Raw genomic sequence first — 17,107 nt, 5'->3', positions numbered from 1 at the left:
ATTTTAAATTTTAACTATTAAAGTTATGGGAGCTGTAAATTGTTGTGTTGAGGGGGAAATGCAGTGAAAACAAAGATTGTATCCATACTAAAAATGAGATCTTTGAGAACAAAGTTAGTTACTCTATGCTTGGCTATACTAATTGTGCCCACGATCGTGATAGGGTTCACTTCGTATACGGTTTCGAAAAATCAAATGAATGAATCAGGCAAGGCAGCACTTGAAAATAGTGTGAATATGGTTATTGGCATGATTAGCATCCTCAATGAGCAAGTAGAGAGCGGAGATTTAACATTGGAGCAAGCACAGGAAAAACTCCGCATCGAACTGCTCGGTGAAAAAAATGCAGATAATAAGCGGCCTGTAAAAAGTGAATATACTGTAGGGAAAACAGGATATCCATGGGCAGTTGATAAGGGTGCTCATTCCGTGATGAATCCTTCAAATGAAGGTCAAGATTTGACAGATGTCGTAACGGAAGATGGCGTGTATTTGGGGAAAGAGCTTGTTAAGGTTGGATCAGCCGGAGGGGGATTTGTCACCTACAAGTGGGCTCTACCTGATACAGGTGAAATAGAAACGAAAGTTTCATATGCTGAAATGGATCCACATTGGGGCTGGATCATCGGTTCAGGCGCATATTTAAGTGAGTTCAACAGCGGTGCAACGCAAGTTCTTTATCTTGTAATAATGGTTACGGCAGTTGCAGTAGTTCTCGGTTCAGTTATCGTCAGCATCGTCTCAGGGCGTCTAACGAAGCCTATCCTTAAGATCGCAAAGCGACTGAAGTCAGTTGCCGACGGTGATCTAACCGTTGAAGAAGTCAAAATGAAGTCCAAAGATGAAATAGGTGAGTTGTCTAAAGACTTTAATGAAATGATTAAAAACATGAGATATCTTATTAGACAAGTCGATCTCTCGACAAAGCAGGTAGCTTCATCCTCCAAAGAATTGACCCTTGGAGCAGAGCACACCAGTCAAGCAACTGAGAATATCACCATTTCGATCCAAGAATCCGCAGTCGGTGCACAAGAGCAACAAATGATGCTTCAAAGGACTACCAACTCACTAGAGGAAATATCAATTGGTATCCAGCGAATAGCGGAAAGCTCATCAACTATTGCTGATTCTTCTGTTGATGCGATGGAATTGGCGAATATAGGTAGTACTGCCATAGAGCACACGACGAAGCAAATGAACCTGATTAACCATTCCGTTAATGAAACCGATGTAGTAATGAGGATGCTTGATGAACGCAGCCAGCAGATCGGTACGATGCTACATGCCATTACGGATATCGCAAACCAGACTAACCTTCTGGCTTTAAATGCTTCGATTGAGGCTGCCCGTGCAGGAGAAGAAGGCCGCGGTTTCTCCGTAGTTGCTGCTGAAGTAAGAAAACTTGCTGAACAATCGAATCAGTCATCCGGGCAGATTTCCACGTTGATTCATGATATGCGTACAGATATAGAGCAATCTCTTAAAACGTTGGAACGAGTTAAACAGGACGTCGACTCCGGTATACAGATTGCTAGTGAGACAGAACAACAGTTCAACAAAATTGTGGGGTCCACAAACTTTATCGCGCAACAAACGGAAGAACTCGCCAGTGTTACACAACAGATAACTGCAAGTGTCCAGGAAATAACAGCGGGTCAAGAGCAAGTCTCCAATCTTGCGCTTCAAGCTGCAGACAATTCACAAAATATAGCTGCATCTTCAGAAGAACAACTGGCTTCAATGGAGCAAATTACGAGCCTAGCCACAACCTTGTCGGATATGTCACAGCAGTTAGAGCGTTTGACAATCCAATTTAAGTATTAATCTCTAAAATGCGACTGCACTTGCAGTTATAAACTAACCTAAGTTAATTGAACAAAGGCAGCCGATCACGTTGGTCGGCTGCCTCCTTGTTTTTATTGAGCTATTGTTTCCTGTTAGCTTACAGAAACGTCGTCAATCAAAACTCTATTTCCTTTCTACATCAAATCTACATAATCTAAATCAGTTCCTGCTTCCGCTTCAAATACCCGTACAACACCACTCCAGATGCCGCACAGATCACAGCGCATAGGCCGATGAATCCATATCCCGCCTGAAGTCCGCGTAATAACCCCAACTGAGTGGTTGGACCGTACATATTCTTCACGCCTTCAATGACCCAACCAATTACATAGTTACCGATGACACTACCGACGCCCATGAGGGTAACCGTGAACGTAATCGCCGTGTCACTGCCGTTTGGATATCTGCGTGCGATAAACGCCATAACGGTCGGATAGATCATCGCTATACCTGCACCGGATACGGCAAAGAAGAACGCAAGACTCTCTCCTCCTGTAAGCGCCACAAACGTACATACCGCCGAGAAAGCCGAGAATAGAATGAGCGACAACACAAATCCAATTCGGTCCGTCAGTGGACCAAGCAGCAGACGACCTAACGAGAAAGCAAGGAAGAACGCAGATAGCAGCCCGGATGCTTTGACCGTGTCCCACATATAGGCTTTCTCCAGGAAGTTAACGAGCCAACCCCCAACCGCCAGTTCCGATACCACGCCAAAAGAAAGAATGAGCACCATCAGCCAGATGGCTGGATCACGTGTTAACGTCTTCAGTGAAGTTCGATCTTCATGAGGAAGATCATCCCCCGGGAATTTGCTGCGCAGCGCCGCAATGATTGGCAGCAGACAGAGTGACAACATCACGAGATACATGCCGCGCCAGTCCAGTACGTGTCCGAACACGCTCAACGACATCACCCCTGTGGCCAGCAAAGGCGCCACGGTTGAACTTAACCCATAGAAGAAATGGGATAGGTTCATCATCGTACCTGTGTTTTTCACAAAGATCCGCGCTCCCAGAATTGCCAAGGCAATCTCCAGCATGCCGTTTCCGATATACATGAAGAAGTATGATGAAGCAAAAAGTGGATATGTATGAGACACATAAATGAACACACCCGAGAGAATCATTGATGCAAATGAAATGATGCTAACCGCCTTTATGCCCCATTTGCGTACCAGGATGGCGGTGAATGAGCAGGCGATCAGGTACCCCAGTGCATTCAGGGACAATAATGTTCCGAGCTGTTTCTCATCCAGATTGAAGTCGAATTGAATGCGCGGAATGGCTGGCCCCTTAATATTTTCCGATATACCGAATACGATAAATCCCAGAAAGATCGTTGCCAGTTGCATGGCATACAGTTTGTTGAACTTTTTCTTGTTTCCTTGTGTACCTGCTTGCTGATTCAAAATAAGTTCCTCCAGTGTGTTCAGAAAAATGATTGCACGTTATAACTACGATTGCAGTACCATCTTCCGACCGCTGTTATCCCTGTATTTTTTTGAATTGTTCCTAAAGGAGAAAATACAGTGATAAAGGGGTTCTTCAGATTGGTTCTGCCCTCTCCGTTATCGTGTAAAATATTTTGCTTAACTTCATAAAGTAGTTGCCTACCATTGCTTCTCAATTACTTGAATGCGGTAGGTCAGGCTCTCCAGCGTCACTGCTACCAGTCCGGTAACATACTCTCGCCGAGTATCTCTTTGGATGATCAACTCAGGCATATGCTCCTGTGGGATCAGGTGATCCAAACAGCCTTGCAGCAGGCCATCCCGCATGGATGGGTCCATTGTATCGCCCGTAACAACAATCGCGGCCGGGTTAATGATTGCAATAATGGATACTAGCGTCTGTACAACGAGTTCCTGCAACCCTTCTTTCGTTTTCAACATGTGCAGTTGCTCTTCTCGTGACACACCAAATGGTAAAAAGGACACCTCGCCCCCAAATTGCGTGTTCCCTGTGAGCGGACGACCGTCAATGATAAAGCCCGCACCCGGAAAATGATTCTCCGGAAAAGTCACCACCGCAAAGTTCTTCTCTTCCTCAAATTGCTGCTGGTTATACAGTCCATAGACCGTGAGGTTCATGTCGTTGCCAATGACCACTTCCACGTCTTCATATTGCTCCTTAAGCCTTGGCCCAAGCGGTTGATACATTAGATCCGGTACGTCGCAAATCCCTATAACGCCGTTGTGTGCCACACCAGGTATACCGATGCCAATCGCCTGCACATTGTGGTGTTGTTCAATCAGGTTTGCAATTAAATCCTCCACTACAGTCACATTAATCTCATCCAAAATGAGCGTTTGTTCGTCCGTCATTTCCCCGTTCAGATTGGCATTTGTATGTGTGATCGAGTGAATTCCGCCTTCCGTTCGAATAATCAGACACAGCACACTGGCGTAGTCCGCATTGAATTGATACCGACTGGCAGGTCTTCCCCCGCTCGATTCGTCTGGACCCAGATCGATAATCTCACCTGTCTGAAGCAACTCGTTCAGGATCGTGCCGCATGTCGCCACGCTCAGTTTTGTCAGATTCGCAATGGAAGCCTTCGTGCCTACGCCCATGGATCGGAGCGTATTCTTCACAAGTTCAACGTTAATGCGCTTCACCTGTTGGGTGTTGTGTGATGTAGGTAACATCGTTAGTTGTAAGCCTCCTTCCGTTCATTTCGGACCATTCGATGAATGTTTTTAAAAGTATTTTAATAATTGAAGTTTAGGGGGATTTGGGAGGAAAGTCAATGCTTAATTGGAAGCGAAAAACGTTTGGATGGAAAGACAAAAAGACAGTTCAAGATCATCTTGTATGATCCTGCACTGTCCTTTAGTTGAGGTGGTTTTATGTAGACTGACTCATTCGATTCGCTAAGATGCTCTTCTCCAGTCGGACTTCAAATAACTTGCGGTTTAGATCCTGTTCCATTGCATGTAGGTGATAAGCAGCCTGTTTCACCGTGTCCATGTGCAGTACCCCTGCTCGCTTGGCGATAATGTCCATGGCGTCCAATATGAGTTTGTTGCATGTAACGAGTTGATCAACGTAATCGTCTTCCTGTTGGACAAGTTGTGCGTACTGCAAAGCGAGGTCTTCGCTGTTGGTACTTGTCATGTCACCACTCCTAAAATTGGTACGCATAAGAGTACCAGATATACAAAAAGTATATGGTACGCTCATGCGTAACGTCAAGACCATGTGGAAATTGTAGGAGTGATACTTATGGCTAAGAAAGTCTTCGTCAATATTCATAAACTCACAGAAAAACATAATATCTCGTTGCGTGAACTGGCACGATTGTCTGATATCCGCCACGCTGCGTTGAGTGAGTTGCAGTCTGGGAAACGTGAGAATATTAATTTTGCTCATATTGAGCGGATTGCCGAGGCGTTGGATATTGATGATATAAGGGAAATTATTGAGATTCGTGAGATTCGTGAGGCTTAGTTTCTTTACCTTGATGAAATAATCACCAAACATTTTCTTGTCAAATCCATTTCACACATAGCTGCCAATTACATGTACGACAAAAAGGAGCTGCCACTAGGTAGCTCCTTTACTATCGTTATACAGACGATACTATGAATGAGTATCTCAATTAATTTTGGATTGATTACTTTGCTTGATTTAATCGATAAAATGTACATTTTGCAGGAACCTTTTCAGTATAACCGCTGCCTGCGCCCTCGTTACATTCTCCGTCGGGGCAAAGCGTCCGTCCTCCATGCCTTTCATTATGCCGTCTTCCGATACCCGGACTACTGGAACTTGCGCCCAGGAAGAAATGGAGTCTCGATCCGTGAAAGCATCCAGATGGCCTCCCTCTTTCCCATCACTACCGTTTCCATGGCTGGTGAAGGTTAAAGCGCCAGCCATCAAAACAGCCATTTGCTCGCGAGTAATTGGATCGTTAGGCGCAAAACGGCCGGAACCGATGCCGCTAACCAGCCCGCTAGCCACTGCCGAATTTACTGCAGATGCATACCATGCGGATGCAGGGACATCCGTAAAACGATCACTGCCCTCGCTCCCCTTCACGGATAGCCCTAGTGCACGAACGAGCAAGGCTGAGAATTCCGCTCGTGTAACGGTTCCCTCTGCATCAAAACGGTCAGCAGCCACGCCGTTCACCAGCAGTTTGGACGCCAGATGCTCTATATCCACTTTCGCCCAATGTCCACTTAAATCGGCGAAGGTTCGGGCTTGCACATTTACGACTGTGTATAAGCTGTTATGTGGCACGTTCAGAATCGCTTCATTAGTGCCGTCTGGACCGGTTTCCATCTTTGCCGGAACAAACACGACGGTTCCGTTCTCCGGGATATACTGAACGGCAACCAGGTTATGATTTGTGTTCTCTCGGTCCAACTTAATGGTACGAATCGTGTACGATCCGCCATAGTCGTGCACCTCCAACATTTGCCCGTTTGCTTCGACCATCACCTTGTAGTCAATAACGTCAGCGAAAACAGAAAAACCTTTGGAAACGCCGATCCGATTGATCTCTTCCCGAATTTGCTCACCGGCCAACTCCTGTATGATGTTCACGGTCAAATTCGATATTTCCGCATCGAGACGCTCCGCCAAGCGGATCAGATTGATTGCGCTTAACCGTAATTGGTAGCTAGAATCGTTCAACCTCACCTCTATAATTGTATTAGGATTAGCTTTGACCATATCCGCGATCCAGTCAGCTTGAAGCTGTGCCTGTACTACTTGCTCCCGATTGCCGATTGTAATGCTGACAAACGGTTTCATCGTATCTTTCAAGAGTTCCAGCACTTGCTTCCTCGTCCGTTCAGGGAGGATGATTTTCTCGATCATCGTGCCGTCCGAACGTTTGACTTGTTTGATGTCGGATGGATCGATAACAATTGTAATCCCACCATTCGGAGCTAAATTCACAGTTGTCCCAGATGTGCCTGATCGATCGTCGTTACCCGATGATGGGACCGGTCGATTGCCGTTATCCGACGAAGACGGAGTTGAGATCCCAGTCACAGTGATCGTTTTCACTGCTTCATTGCCTGCTTTGTCGAGGGCATAAACCGTATAGTCGCCGTTGGTAGTAATAGTGAATTGAGGTACAGCCAAAATATCGTTTCCTTTCGTTCCGCCGACAAAATCAACTTCACTAAGACTTCCAGGCAGCCAACGGAGCTGCGTCATGGCATTTCCCGCAGCCACCCCATACACGCTTGCCATCACACTTATCGTTTTACGTTCCAATCCGTTCGGTACAACCGTCAGGGCAACCTCGGGCGGGATCGCCGCGATACGAATTCCGCTCACGTCCGGTGCTGCGTAAGTTAGCGTAGCTGAGTGCCCGCTAGAGGTGCGAACGATACTTGCACCGTTTGGGAGCTCCAATGCTGCAGCAACTTCAATTCCGTCAACATCCGCCAACCCCCCAGGAACTTCGAATTCGAAAGTAAGTTTTGTCACTGCCTCGCCGCGTGCTCCCATATATGAGGCATATACCGTCTGAGTGACGGAATTATCTCCAACCCTGATCGGAACGACCGGTGTCCCTATTACGGTTACTTCATATCCGTAAAATACTGTAAAGCGAAGCGTATCTCTCGTTCCGTACAAATCATTGACCGGTGCGGTTAGCACCACCCCCACCCAAGCGGCTTCAAACAACGCCATAGCGTCATTCAAACTGACAGTTGCTTCATCCAAACGAGTCTGAGATTGATTTTCCGCATCGTCGGCAATAGCCTGCGCTGCATCTATCGCGGTCTGCAGGGCAGCGCGCTCTCCTGCTGAAGTCTGCCCTACATCCGTTCCTTCGGGATGATCTGCCAATGCCTGCTGCGCTGCCGTAATCGCCGAGTCCAGTGCAGTCGGAATACCCGCTTTTATCACAGCAGCATTGAAGACTTGAACCGCTGCATCTAACTCGTTGACTGCGGTATTCAGTTGATCCTGTGTGTAATTGCCCCCGTTATCGAGAATCTGCTGCGCCGCATCCAGTGCAGTTTCCAGCGCGGTGCGCGTTCCTGCCGAAGTTTGCCCTACATCCGTTCCTTCGGGATGATCTGCCAATGCCTGCTGCGCTGCCGTAATCGCCGAGTCCAGTGCAGTCGGAATACCCGCTTTTATCACAGCAGCATTGAAGACTTGAACCGCTGCATCTAACTCGTTGACCGCGGTATTCAGTTGATCCTGTGTGTAATTGCCCCCGTTATCGAGAATCTGCTGCGCCGCATCCAGTGCAGTTTCCAGGGCAGCGCGCTCTCCTGCTGAAGTCTGCCCTACATCCGTTCCTTCGGGATGATCTGCCAATGCCTGCTGCGCTGCCGTAATCGCCGAGTCCAGTGCAGTCGGAATACCCGCTTTTATCACAGCAGCATTGAAGACTTGAACCGCTGCATCTAACTCGTTGACCGCGGTATTCAGTTGATCCTGTGTGTAATTGCCCCCGTTATCGAGAATCTGCTGCGCCGCATCCAGTGCAGTTTCCAGGGCAGCGCGCTCTCCTGCTGAAGTCTGCCCTACATCCGTTCCTTCGGGATGATCTGCCAATGCCTGCTGCGCTGCCGTAATCGCCGAGTCCAGTGCAGTCGGAATACCCGCTTTTATCACAGCAGTATTAAAAACTTGAACCGCTGTATCTAACTCGTTAACCACAGTATCTAGTTGAGTCTGCGTGTAATTGCCCGCGTTAAGGAGAATCTGCTGCGCCGCATCTAGCACAGTTTCCAGTGCGGTGCGCGTTCCTGCCGAAGTCTGCCCTACATCGGTTCCTTCGGGATGATCTGCTAACGCCTGCTGCGCAACCGTGATCGCCGCGCCGAGCGCCGTCGGAACACCCGCTTTTATCACAGCGGCATTAAAAACTTGGACCGCTGTATTTAACTCGTTAACCGCGGTATCCAGTTGACCCTGCGTGTAATTGCCTGCGTTATCAAAAATCTGCTGCGCCGCATCCAGTGCAGTTTCCAGTGCGGTGCGCGTTCCTGCCGAAGTCTGCCCTACATCGGTTCCTTCGGGATGATCTGCTAACGCCTGCTGCGCAACCGTGATCGCCGCGCCGAGCGCCGTCGGAACACCCGCTTTTATCACAGCGGCATTAAAAACTTGGACCGCTGTATTTAACTCGTTAACCGCGGTATCCAGTTGACCCTGCGTGTAATTGCCTGCGTTATCAAAAATCTGCTGCGCCGCATCGGTTGCGGATTGCAGTGCAGTGCGAGCTCCTGCCGAAGTCTGCCCTACATTCGTTCCTTGCGGATGATCCATCAATGCTTGCTGCGCCGCCGCAATCGCCGCCCCCAACGCTGCGGGATTGCCAGCCTGAACAATTTGAGCATTGAATGCCTCAATTGAAGAGATCAGAGGAGTTGCAGCGCTAGCTAGGTCGGAGGCGATGGTGGCATTCCCGATTCCGTCGATAAAAAGCATGGCTGCGTCATAGGCTGCCAATAAGTCGTTGTAGGCATTGGCCGAAACTTGTCCTACGCCGGTGCCAACCAGTTTACTTTTCAACAACGACTTGGCGCTAGAGAGCGCTTGAAATAACGCCGTTCCGTCCACAAACGTATGTCCGTTGCTTGACGCATAAGCGGCTACGGGAGAATTCTCAATACCAAATATTTTCAGATTGCTCGGATTACTCGCAAATACACCTGAACCAAAAGTTGTTGCATCGCCTAACACAGTTATACTAGTCAAGCTGTTATTATAGAATGAACTACTGGCGACATTCGTTACGGTGGCTGGGATGACAAGTTTCGTAATGTGATTGGTGTCGAAAGCCCCGCCATTAATCGTCTTCAAATTTTCCGATAATTTAATTGATGTTAAATTATTCATATAAAAAGAATAATTGCCGATCATCGTCACACTATCCGGAAAAACGACTGTTGTAAGCGGATTGTTCTCAAATGCGCTGGAGCCGATCGTTAACAAACCGTCTGGAAGTTCTATGGAAGTGAGGCTGGTATAACGGAAGCCATACGTTTGAATGACCTTCACAGTGTCCGGAATCACGACGCTCGTAATTTTAGGTTTGCCTGTACCATACGTATCAAATGCTGATCTCCCAATTTCGGTTACCGACATACCCGCGTACTCATCGGGAATAACCACATTCAGATTCGTACCACTGTAGTCAGTGACCGTTGCGCCATTGGAACCGATTGTAAAAGTGAAATCGTTCTCAGCTGCATAAATAGGCAGAATCTGCGAGAATGAAGTCCCAAACGTAAATATTGCAATTAATAGACATAAGGCTGTTTTTTTCATAGATTTTCTCCTTTGTAATAACGCTTGAAGTGAGATGATAAAGAGTAGAAAGATTTCGGATGAGCGGGATAGGGCTAGGCTTGCAAGTGGATGGCAACTACATTTGATTATTAAGAAGGCTAATAAAAGAATAATGAAAAAATTAGCATATTTCTCTAACGCCTGAGGAGTCGAATCGATCGTAGGGCGGTGGGCTATATCGATAGGGCATAATCCACCGTTTATCATTTTCTTCACTATTGGTTTGCCTTCAGCAAGCGAAGAATGGTCTGATTGAAATTTTGGCGCAGATCATGCTGCTTGTACTGGCTCATTTCCATGGGGAACGAGCTGCATTAAGTTGCACACTGCTTTGCGGGCGCAAAACAGACAACTCTTTAGCGTCACGGAAACGATTGGCGCAAGGCACGATGAGTCAGTATGCGAAACATTGGAAAACCTAACCTTTTTATTTTCATGGACCGTTGCGGAATGCGTCACGGTGGAATGCTGATGAAGACTCTGAGATCTTTCGCGATTTCACATGCCAATTGGGAACGCCACAGTGCCGTTCCAAGCGCGTCATCGTGTTGTCTTCTTTCGTGATTTTGAGGGAAGTGAAATTCGTGTGATGACCGACTAATCTTTCGTACAACCGAAACTATCTTCTATGGTCAGTTGTTCTCTGCACTTATCGTCTTTGTGCTGCTCAAATGGCTGTTTGATGCTTTTAGACGAGTTGCCGGTCGAATGGAAGATTCGTATAAATCTTAGGTTGAATCTCCATTACGGATCACCTCCGGTCACAAATTCTGGTTAATCAACAGGCCTGCTAACATCTAAGTCTTAATGGCCTCCATTAATAACCATATTCCTTTTTACCTCACTTATTATATACGATTTGTTAAACACAGGACATAAGTCTCTTATGTTTACTTGAGTACACCTAAATTGTTGTTGCATAACTATTTGATCCTTGTATTAACTAGGACCATTGCTTCATTCTTTTATGGATTAATAATCTACTCATATGTGGACCACAGAATGAAGTTCCATCGTAGAAGAATTGGAGCTAAAATAATTTTCACTCTCTTAGTGGGGGGAGTAACTAATATCGATCGATCCAAGTACTTGGGAAACGGGATATAACAGCATTGATAAATTTTATGTCTCTAAGGTTACCAATCAGAAACAATGGACCTATGCATCAGGACAGTATACTGGTTGCTCACCTACCGCAGCCTCAAACATTGCAATGTGGTTTGCAAAAAGTTATCCTTCTTTAAATCCTACAAATAACCAAAGAGACATAGTTATGTCTTTAAGAAAAGAGATGGGAACTACACAGTCCAGTTCGGGTGAGGGTCTAACTGACTTTTATTATATCGACGATGGACTGCAATCCTACTTCAGAAAAAATGGAAGACCTAATGCTGAAGTCCAAAATGGCCTCTTACCCGATTACGACTTTGGAAAATGAGAATTAAATATAAAGGAGATCAAGAATGATGAAAAAAAACGAATATTAATAGGCATTTGTACGGTAGTTGGCTTATTACTACTCAGTGAAATTATCCTTTGGTCTTCGGGAAGAGTTGGATTAATAAACACAGCGAACAGGTTTATCTCTGGCGCTCCTAATGTTGAAATACAAGGGAAGAGATTATCTTATCAAGGAACTATTCAATCTAGCCTTTCCAATCTAGACGAATATACATCAAGTGATGAAGGCGAAGCTCTGTATAAAGCCAAGGGTACACCACCAAATCCACCATGGATATATGTAAAAAAGGATTCGAATACTTTTTTCCGTTATAAAATTCCACATGTACCTTGGCGAATATAATCTAGATAGGAACCAAACACATTTCCCCTCTCACATTAATGATTTTATAAGATAAATAAAGAGCGCCGCTTGGTGCTCTTTATTTTTAGATTCTATAATCCTCTATACTACTCCCCATTTGACACCCCCCTCAAAAAGGTCTAATCTAATAACGAATCATCCATTCACTATTAAGGAGTCGTTACCGATGGTGCAAGCCAAGAAAGACGAAGTCAGGAAAGAGATTGAATACGCGGCGCTCAAGGTCTTTTTTGAAAAAGGCTATGTCGATGCCAAGATGAGCGATATCGCGGATGAGATCAATATTTCCGTGGGCAACATCTATACTTATTTTAAGAACAAAAAAGAACTCCTCTACGCCGTCGTGCCGCCGGATCTGGTGGATTATCTAAAAAATGTGCTGGTGGAGACGATTCACTTCGATAACCAGACCTTGTTCGAGGAAACGGATAGCGAGCGAAAGTCGGCGCTGTTGCAGGAACAGGTGGACGTATTACGGAAATACCGGAATCAGATTGTCATCATCTTTGAAAAGAATAAAGGTACCATCTACACCAACGCCAAAAATGAGCTTGTTGAGCTGATGATCGAAACCAAGAAGGCGTATCTCAAAAATCAATATAAACGATATGAGATCGGAACCGAAGAGAATTTGATCTTACTGAACATCCTCGCGCACAACGTGATCGACATGAACCTGGATCTATTGAAGCGGGATATGAGTGAGGACAGCAGGAAGCAAATATTCGAAGCGTTGTATGTATATAGACTGTACGGTATGAAGAGCCTCAACGAATAACGCTCCATCTCATCACTTATGCCAGATAGACAAAGCGTGCAGATCAGATCAACTTCACTTGGTTTGCACGCAAAAAAATCCACCAGATGATCTGCCTATTTTTTTGAACTAAAAATGAATTAATTATTCATTATTGAATCAACTATCTACCTTTATCCTAACTGCTCACCTCACCCACATTCTAAGGAGGAACACAATATGAACACTGCTTACGCATTGAAAAACGTCAATCTGATCCACGGCGACTCAAGCCGCAATCTGCAAAAAAACATGACCATTCTCGTCAATGAGCAAGGTCTCATTCAGGATATCGGCCGAGATCACGAGTTGCATATCCCGAGTCACTACACAACCATCGACCTCTCAGGAAAATACGTAATGCCTGGACTGATCAACGCCCACGTACATCTCTTTGCAGACGGTAAACCTTTCAGTCTCTCGGTCAGTGAAGGTTTGTTGCAGTTTGCCTATGATCGGATATTGAACACGAAGTTTGGCAGAAACGTTTTGAAAAAACGCATGAAACGCAACGCGCTGACCGCACTCCATGCGGGTGTGACGACGATGCGCAGTGTGGGGGAATTCTTTTACACCGACGTCCAGCTGCGGGATGAGATTAACAACGGTGACTTTGTCGGCCCTAATCTGCTTGTCTCAGGGTTTTTCATAAGTGTCACGGGCGGACATGGTGCTCCACTCCTCGCTCTGGTGGGCGATTCCCCGTGGGAAGCACGAAGAAATGTACGGATCAATGTGAAACACGGTGTGGATCTGATCAAAATCTGTGTGACGGGTGGCGTGACGGATGCGAAGATGGTGGGCGAAGCTGGACGTTTACAGATGACGGTGGACGAAGTTGCGGCGATCTGCGATGAAGCGCATAAGATTGGTTTGCGGGTGGCAGCCCATGTGGAGAGCACGGAAGGCGTAAGGGTTGCTTTACAAGGTGGTGTCGATACCATCGAGCACGGTTCGGAGATGGACGACGAAATCATTCGTTTGTACAAAAATAATCCCAATGCCCTGAATGGCTACACCGCACTCATCCCCACTCTGCAAGCCGCTTATCCATCCGCTTCACTGAATACTAGCGTAACGAAGGTAAGTGCAACGGTAAAAGAGAATTCCAGACTCGTCTACGATTCCATGCTCAAAGGCGTAAAACAAGCGATCGAGAACGACATCACCATGGGTATCGGCACCGATGCCGCCATGCCTTACGTGACTCACTATGATATGTGGAGAGAGATGGATCACTACATGAGACAGGCCAACCTGAACAACAAACAGGTCATCGACATGGTGACCCGAACCAATGCGAAGATCCTCGGTGTTGACGATGTTACAGGGACGGTCGATATCGGAAAACATGCCGATCTGAATATTATGGAGCAAAATCCCCTGGAACATATCGAGGCCTTATCAGGCATCTCTATGGTTATGGTCAAAGGAAATCTAATTCAAACACCATCTGTCACAAGAATCAACGAAGTCGACGATGTTGTAAACTCAGTTTGGTGAATTCAGGAGTGAAATCATGCTTGGTATATTAATCAATTGTTTTTCCGTCTTCTTGACGTCGAACATCATGAACGAAATTACTCTGATTGGCGGTATTCTGACGCTTTATACGGGGTTAAACATCTTGTAGATTACGAAGATCAAGGTATTGAACCTGCTCCCTGCCTTATTTATCCCGATCTTTTTACTGTAGCTTCAGGATACTGAGATCTTTCCGTAAACATAACAAACAGGCTGCTCCATCCTTTAGAGGAATTGTGGGACAGCCTGTTCAATAACTTGCGTATGACAGAAAGCTTCTATCGATTTTAAATCGACGATACCAAGTACAACCTAGGTTGCTGCAGATTCGGACTCTCTCTTTTTGGTAAAGGAAAGAAACAATACTGCGGAGACCACAATCCATATCCCAAAAAAGATATAAATGGAACCGAATACTTGAGTGCTTGCCCCTTTTGCATCCAATGTGGTTCCAAGAATCGACGTTCCAATCGCACCAGCGATAAAGCTGCACATCATATAGACACCCATACCAACACCCGCCTCATGCCTCGGCAAGGTTCTGGATACGGTATTCGCCAGAGCAATCTGGGCAAATGTCAGCCCTGTATTCGCAGCGATAAGAACAAACAGCACTACACCATACGAACCACCTGTAAAAATATACAGTAGCGTATACGCAATGAATTGCAACCCAAAAGCCCACGAAAACAGATAACGATTGCCTTTTTTATCCGTAATGCGCCCGCCCAAGAGTCCAAATAATGCGGCAAACAAGGCTCCAGGCGACATCACCAAACCAATCTGTAACGCAGACAACTGATTAAGACTGGTTAACATCTGGGGGATCAGATAAGGCACACACAAATTCAAAGTCAACACCATGGACCCAATGAGAAGTCCGCGAGAGTAGCGTTTGTTTTTAAACAATTCAAGAGATATAAACGGTGCTGACGATCTTCTCATCCTTATCCAGAACAGTACGAGCGTCACTAACATCAGCAGCAACAAGAGCAAGCTTTGTCTTGTAATCGCAAGCATTAACAGTGTAATAACGCCAGCCAGCAACAGCCCCCCTTGAAGATCTGCCTGTCCTCTTACACCCTTGTCATTACCCAGATATTTTCGAAAGAACGGTAATGTAACAAGTACCAAAATGGAAATCGCGAAGAGAAAACGCCAGCTTGCCATACTAAGAACGAACCCGGCAATGATTGGACCAATCGCTGTCCCAAGAGCCATACCAGCCGAAGTAATCCCCAATGCTCTGCCACGATTCTCTTCAGCCACATAACGAATTGGAATCAACATGGAAGAGGCCGGGATAACGGACGCTCCTATCGATTGTAGAATTCGAGCCACAATGATGAACATATAACTGTCCGCCAGTACTCCGATTAATGACCCCATTGCAAAGCAGCATAATCCAAATGTAATCAAATTTTTCAGCTTGAACATATCAGCCAGCTTGCCATACGTTACCGACCCTATGGCGTATATAATGATATATGCGGTTACCACCCAGCTAACCTGGGAAGAGGTCAATCCGAATTCTGTTCTAAGATCAGGCAGTGCCACATTAAACATCGTGGAATTCATCACAGAAATAACCATCGCAAAGGCTAAAATCCAAATTAATTTATATGATTGTGATTGTTGTGTAAGGTTTGTTTTTTTATCCATCATATACTCAATTGCGATGCAACGGTGATTGGGCAACCACTTTCAGATCCAGAGTATCCATATTAGCCATAACGCGGTCCATCCGTAGCGGGCCAGGTTCATTCGGGAAAATAAAATGTTCATAAGGCTCTCCCAATATGCGGAAGAATGGCTCAAACAAACCGCACTCCAGCATTCCAACAAAGCGGGTATACGGTGCATCGAGACGATAGGCATGGGTAGTACCTTCCGGCACGTGGAGGAAGTCTCCTTCATGAAGCTGAATTTCTTCTCCATTCGCCCACATGGTCATCTGGCCTTGTACACAATAAAAAGTTTCCACATGATTCTCGTGATAATGCTCTACAATAGGTTCACCCTTCGGTCCTTCTGTAGATACAAAAATGTAGGTGCCATCTGTATTTTTCTGAGACGCAAGAATGCGATGCAATTGATCTCCCGTTAAGAGACGATCCCCTTCCCCGCTCTCCAATACATAAGGAACGACTCCGCCGTGCACTACTCCTGTCTCAACAAGCTGGGAAGCACCCCACTGTAACTCTCCATCCTCAAAACAAATATCAGCTACCTCGGAGGCTCGGATCAAATCCTCTTGCGTCCATTCGTGTAGGGGCTGCGGTGGGTAATCCTTGAAAGAATAGGCCAAACCGATGACAGGAAAGATAGACGTGATATTCCCAGGTAATGAATAGGAAACAATACGATTTCGATGACCTGCAAACCGATAGGCATGCCTTGTCCCTGGCGGTATATGTGCATAGTCTCCAGAAGTTAGAAGATGATATTGCCCGTCGATTACCAACTCAACTCTTCCCTCCAGAACCATTAAAGATTCGTAGCTACTGTTATGAAAATGGAGGGGAAACACCTCTCCCTTACTCCCGGCGATGGTGAACATTTCGAACTGTCCTCCTGTACTGTCAGCATCCGCCATGACCGTAACTACCTGTTTACCGAACGTATAACTCGTGCCCTCTCCTTTACGAAGTAAATAAGGCTTTCTTGTCTGAGGCAATGTACTCATTAATGTTGATGTCACTTGATTCTCTCCTCCAATCCTTTATTCATGTTCATTTTAAGGACTTCACCCTATATAAAAAATGGTCTAGGGCGACCAGCCTATGGGCAAATGCGACATCTGATTGATTGAAGTCACTCGCTTAATCCATTAAAATT

The 17,107-nt window shown here is 45.9% G+C and carries 12 protein-coding genes; 6 read left to right on the top strand and 6 right to left on the bottom strand.

What is annotated here, in order from left to right:
• The first annotated feature begins 63 nt into the window (after positions 1 to 63).
• Positions 64 to 1,824: a methyl-accepting chemotaxis protein gene (locus gpAD87_RS02640; RefSeq protein WP_082934982.1), complete on the top strand. Its 1,761-nt coding sequence runs from the start codon at positions 64 to 66 to the stop codon at positions 1,822 to 1,824.
• A 175-nt stretch (positions 1,825 to 1,999) separates the two neighbouring features.
• On the opposite strand, the gene gpAD87_RS02635 is transcribed toward gpAD87_RS02640, so the two are convergent.
• From gpAD87_RS02635 to gpAD87_RS02625, 3 genes are all read right to left on the bottom strand, one after another.
• Entirely contained in the window at positions 2,000 to 3,199 is a 1,200-nt protein-coding gene (locus gpAD87_RS02635; RefSeq protein WP_064640716.1) for an MFS transporter, read from the bottom strand.
• Positions 3,200 to 3,457: 258 nt separating this feature from the next.
• Positions 3,458 to 4,495, bottom strand: a complete 1,038-nt coding sequence (locus tag gpAD87_RS02630) for an ROK family protein (protein WP_082934981.1) — start codon at positions 4,493 to 4,495, stop codon at positions 3,458 to 3,460.
• 199 nt (positions 4,496 to 4,694) lie between these two features.
• Entirely contained in the window at positions 4,695 to 4,964 is a 270-nt protein-coding gene (locus gpAD87_RS02625) for a hypothetical protein (protein ID WP_064636007.1), read from the bottom strand.
• 108 nt (positions 4,965 to 5,072) lie between these two features.
• On the opposite strand from gpAD87_RS02625, the gene gpAD87_RS02620 reads away from it, so the two are divergent.
• Positions 5,073 to 5,297, top strand: a complete 225-nt coding sequence (locus gpAD87_RS02620) for a helix-turn-helix domain-containing protein (protein WP_064636005.1) — start codon at positions 5,073 to 5,075, stop codon at positions 5,295 to 5,297.
• 180 nt (positions 5,298 to 5,477) lie between these two features.
• Here gpAD87_RS02620 and gpAD87_RS02615 read toward each other — a convergent pair whose 3' ends face one another.
• Positions 5,478 to 10,103, bottom strand: a complete 4,626-nt coding sequence (locus tag gpAD87_RS02615; RefSeq protein WP_064636003.1) for a leucine-rich repeat protein — start codon at positions 10,101 to 10,103, stop codon at positions 5,478 to 5,480.
• Positions 10,104 to 10,342: 239 nt separating this feature from the next.
• Here gpAD87_RS02615 and gpAD87_RS32085 point away from each other — a divergent pair, with 239 nt between their 5' ends.
• From gpAD87_RS32085 to gpAD87_RS02605, 4 genes are all read left to right on the top strand, one after another.
• Positions 10,343 to 10,546, top strand: coding sequence for a hypothetical protein (locus gpAD87_RS32085; RefSeq protein ID WP_197521357.1), 204 nt, complete (start codon positions 10,343 to 10,345; stop codon positions 10,544 to 10,546).
• Positions 10,547 to 11,397: 851 nt separating this feature from the next.
• On the top strand, positions 11,398 to 11,562 hold the full coding sequence (locus gpAD87_RS31705; protein WP_157258404.1) for a hypothetical protein: 165 nt from the start codon (positions 11,398 to 11,400) through the stop codon (positions 11,560 to 11,562).
• A gap of 553 nt (positions 11,563 to 12,115) precedes the next feature.
• Complete coding sequence (locus gpAD87_RS02610) at positions 12,116 to 12,727, top strand: TetR/AcrR family transcriptional regulator (protein WP_064636001.1); 612 nt, start codon at positions 12,116 to 12,118, stop codon at positions 12,725 to 12,727.
• Positions 12,728 to 12,925: 198 nt separating this feature from the next.
• Complete coding sequence (locus gpAD87_RS02605) at positions 12,926 to 14,248, top strand: amidohydrolase family protein (RefSeq protein WP_064635999.1); 1,323 nt, start codon at positions 12,926 to 12,928, stop codon at positions 14,246 to 14,248.
• Positions 14,249 to 14,581: 333 nt separating this feature from the next.
• Here gpAD87_RS02605 and gpAD87_RS02600 read toward each other — a convergent pair whose 3' ends face one another.
• On the bottom strand, positions 14,582 to 15,931 hold the full coding sequence (locus gpAD87_RS02600) for an MFS transporter (RefSeq protein WP_064640714.1): 1,350 nt from the start codon (positions 15,929 to 15,931) through the stop codon (positions 14,582 to 14,584).
• Positions 15,932 to 15,938: 7 nt separating this feature from the next.
• Positions 15,939 to 16,955 (bottom strand): quercetin 2,3-dioxygenase, encoded by a 1,017-nt coding sequence (locus gpAD87_RS02595; RefSeq protein WP_063565504.1) that lies wholly within the window; start codon positions 16,953 to 16,955, stop codon positions 15,939 to 15,941.
• Positions 16,956 to 17,107: the final 152 nt, after the last annotated feature.

Source organism: Paenibacillus sp. AD87, assembly GCF_001659845.1.
In the GTDB taxonomy this organism is placed as follows: domain Bacteria; phylum Bacillota; class Bacilli; order Paenibacillales; family Paenibacillaceae; genus Paenibacillus; species Paenibacillus marchantiae.
The sequence above is the reverse complement of the archived record's forward strand: the minus strand, read 5'-3'. Positions and strand labels throughout refer to the sequence as shown.

What these genes read in the sequence shown, in the direction of transcription:
- gpAD87_RS31705 (WP_157258404.1), top strand. Translation starts at nt 11,398, where the DNA reads ATGTCTTTAAGAAAAGAGATGGGAACTACACAGTCCAGTTCGGGTGAG.
- gpAD87_RS02615 (WP_064636003.1), bottom strand. Translation starts at nt 10,103, where the DNA reads ATGAAAAAAACAGCCTTATGTCTATTAATTGCAATATTTACGTTTGGG.
- gpAD87_RS02610 (WP_064636001.1), top strand. Translation starts at nt 12,116, where the DNA reads ATGGTGCAAGCCAAGAAAGACGAAGTCAGGAAAGAGATTGAATACGCG.
- gpAD87_RS02605 (WP_064635999.1), top strand. Translation starts at nt 12,926, where the DNA reads ATGAACACTGCTTACGCATTGAAAAACGTCAATCTGATCCACGGCGAC.
- gpAD87_RS02635 (WP_064640716.1), bottom strand. Translation starts at nt 3,199, where the DNA reads ATGCAACTGGCAACGATCTTTCTGGGATTTATCGTATTCGGTATATCG.
- gpAD87_RS02595 (WP_063565504.1), bottom strand. Translation starts at nt 16,955, where the DNA reads ATGAGTACATTGCCTCAGACAAGAAAGCCTTATTTACTTCGTAAAGGA.
- gpAD87_RS02620 (WP_064636005.1), top strand. Translation starts at nt 5,073, where the DNA reads ATGGCTAAGAAAGTCTTCGTCAATATTCATAAACTCACAGAAAAACAT.
- gpAD87_RS02625 (WP_064636007.1), bottom strand. Translation starts at nt 4,964, where the DNA reads ATGACAAGTACCAACAGCGAAGACCTCGCTTTGCAGTACGCACAACTT.
- gpAD87_RS02600 (WP_064640714.1), bottom strand. Translation starts at nt 15,931, where the DNA reads ATGGATAAAAAAACAAACCTTACACAACAATCACAATCATATAAATTA.
- gpAD87_RS02630 (WP_082934981.1), bottom strand. Translation starts at nt 4,495, where the DNA reads ATGTTACCTACATCACACAACACCCAACAGGTGAAGCGCATTAACGTT.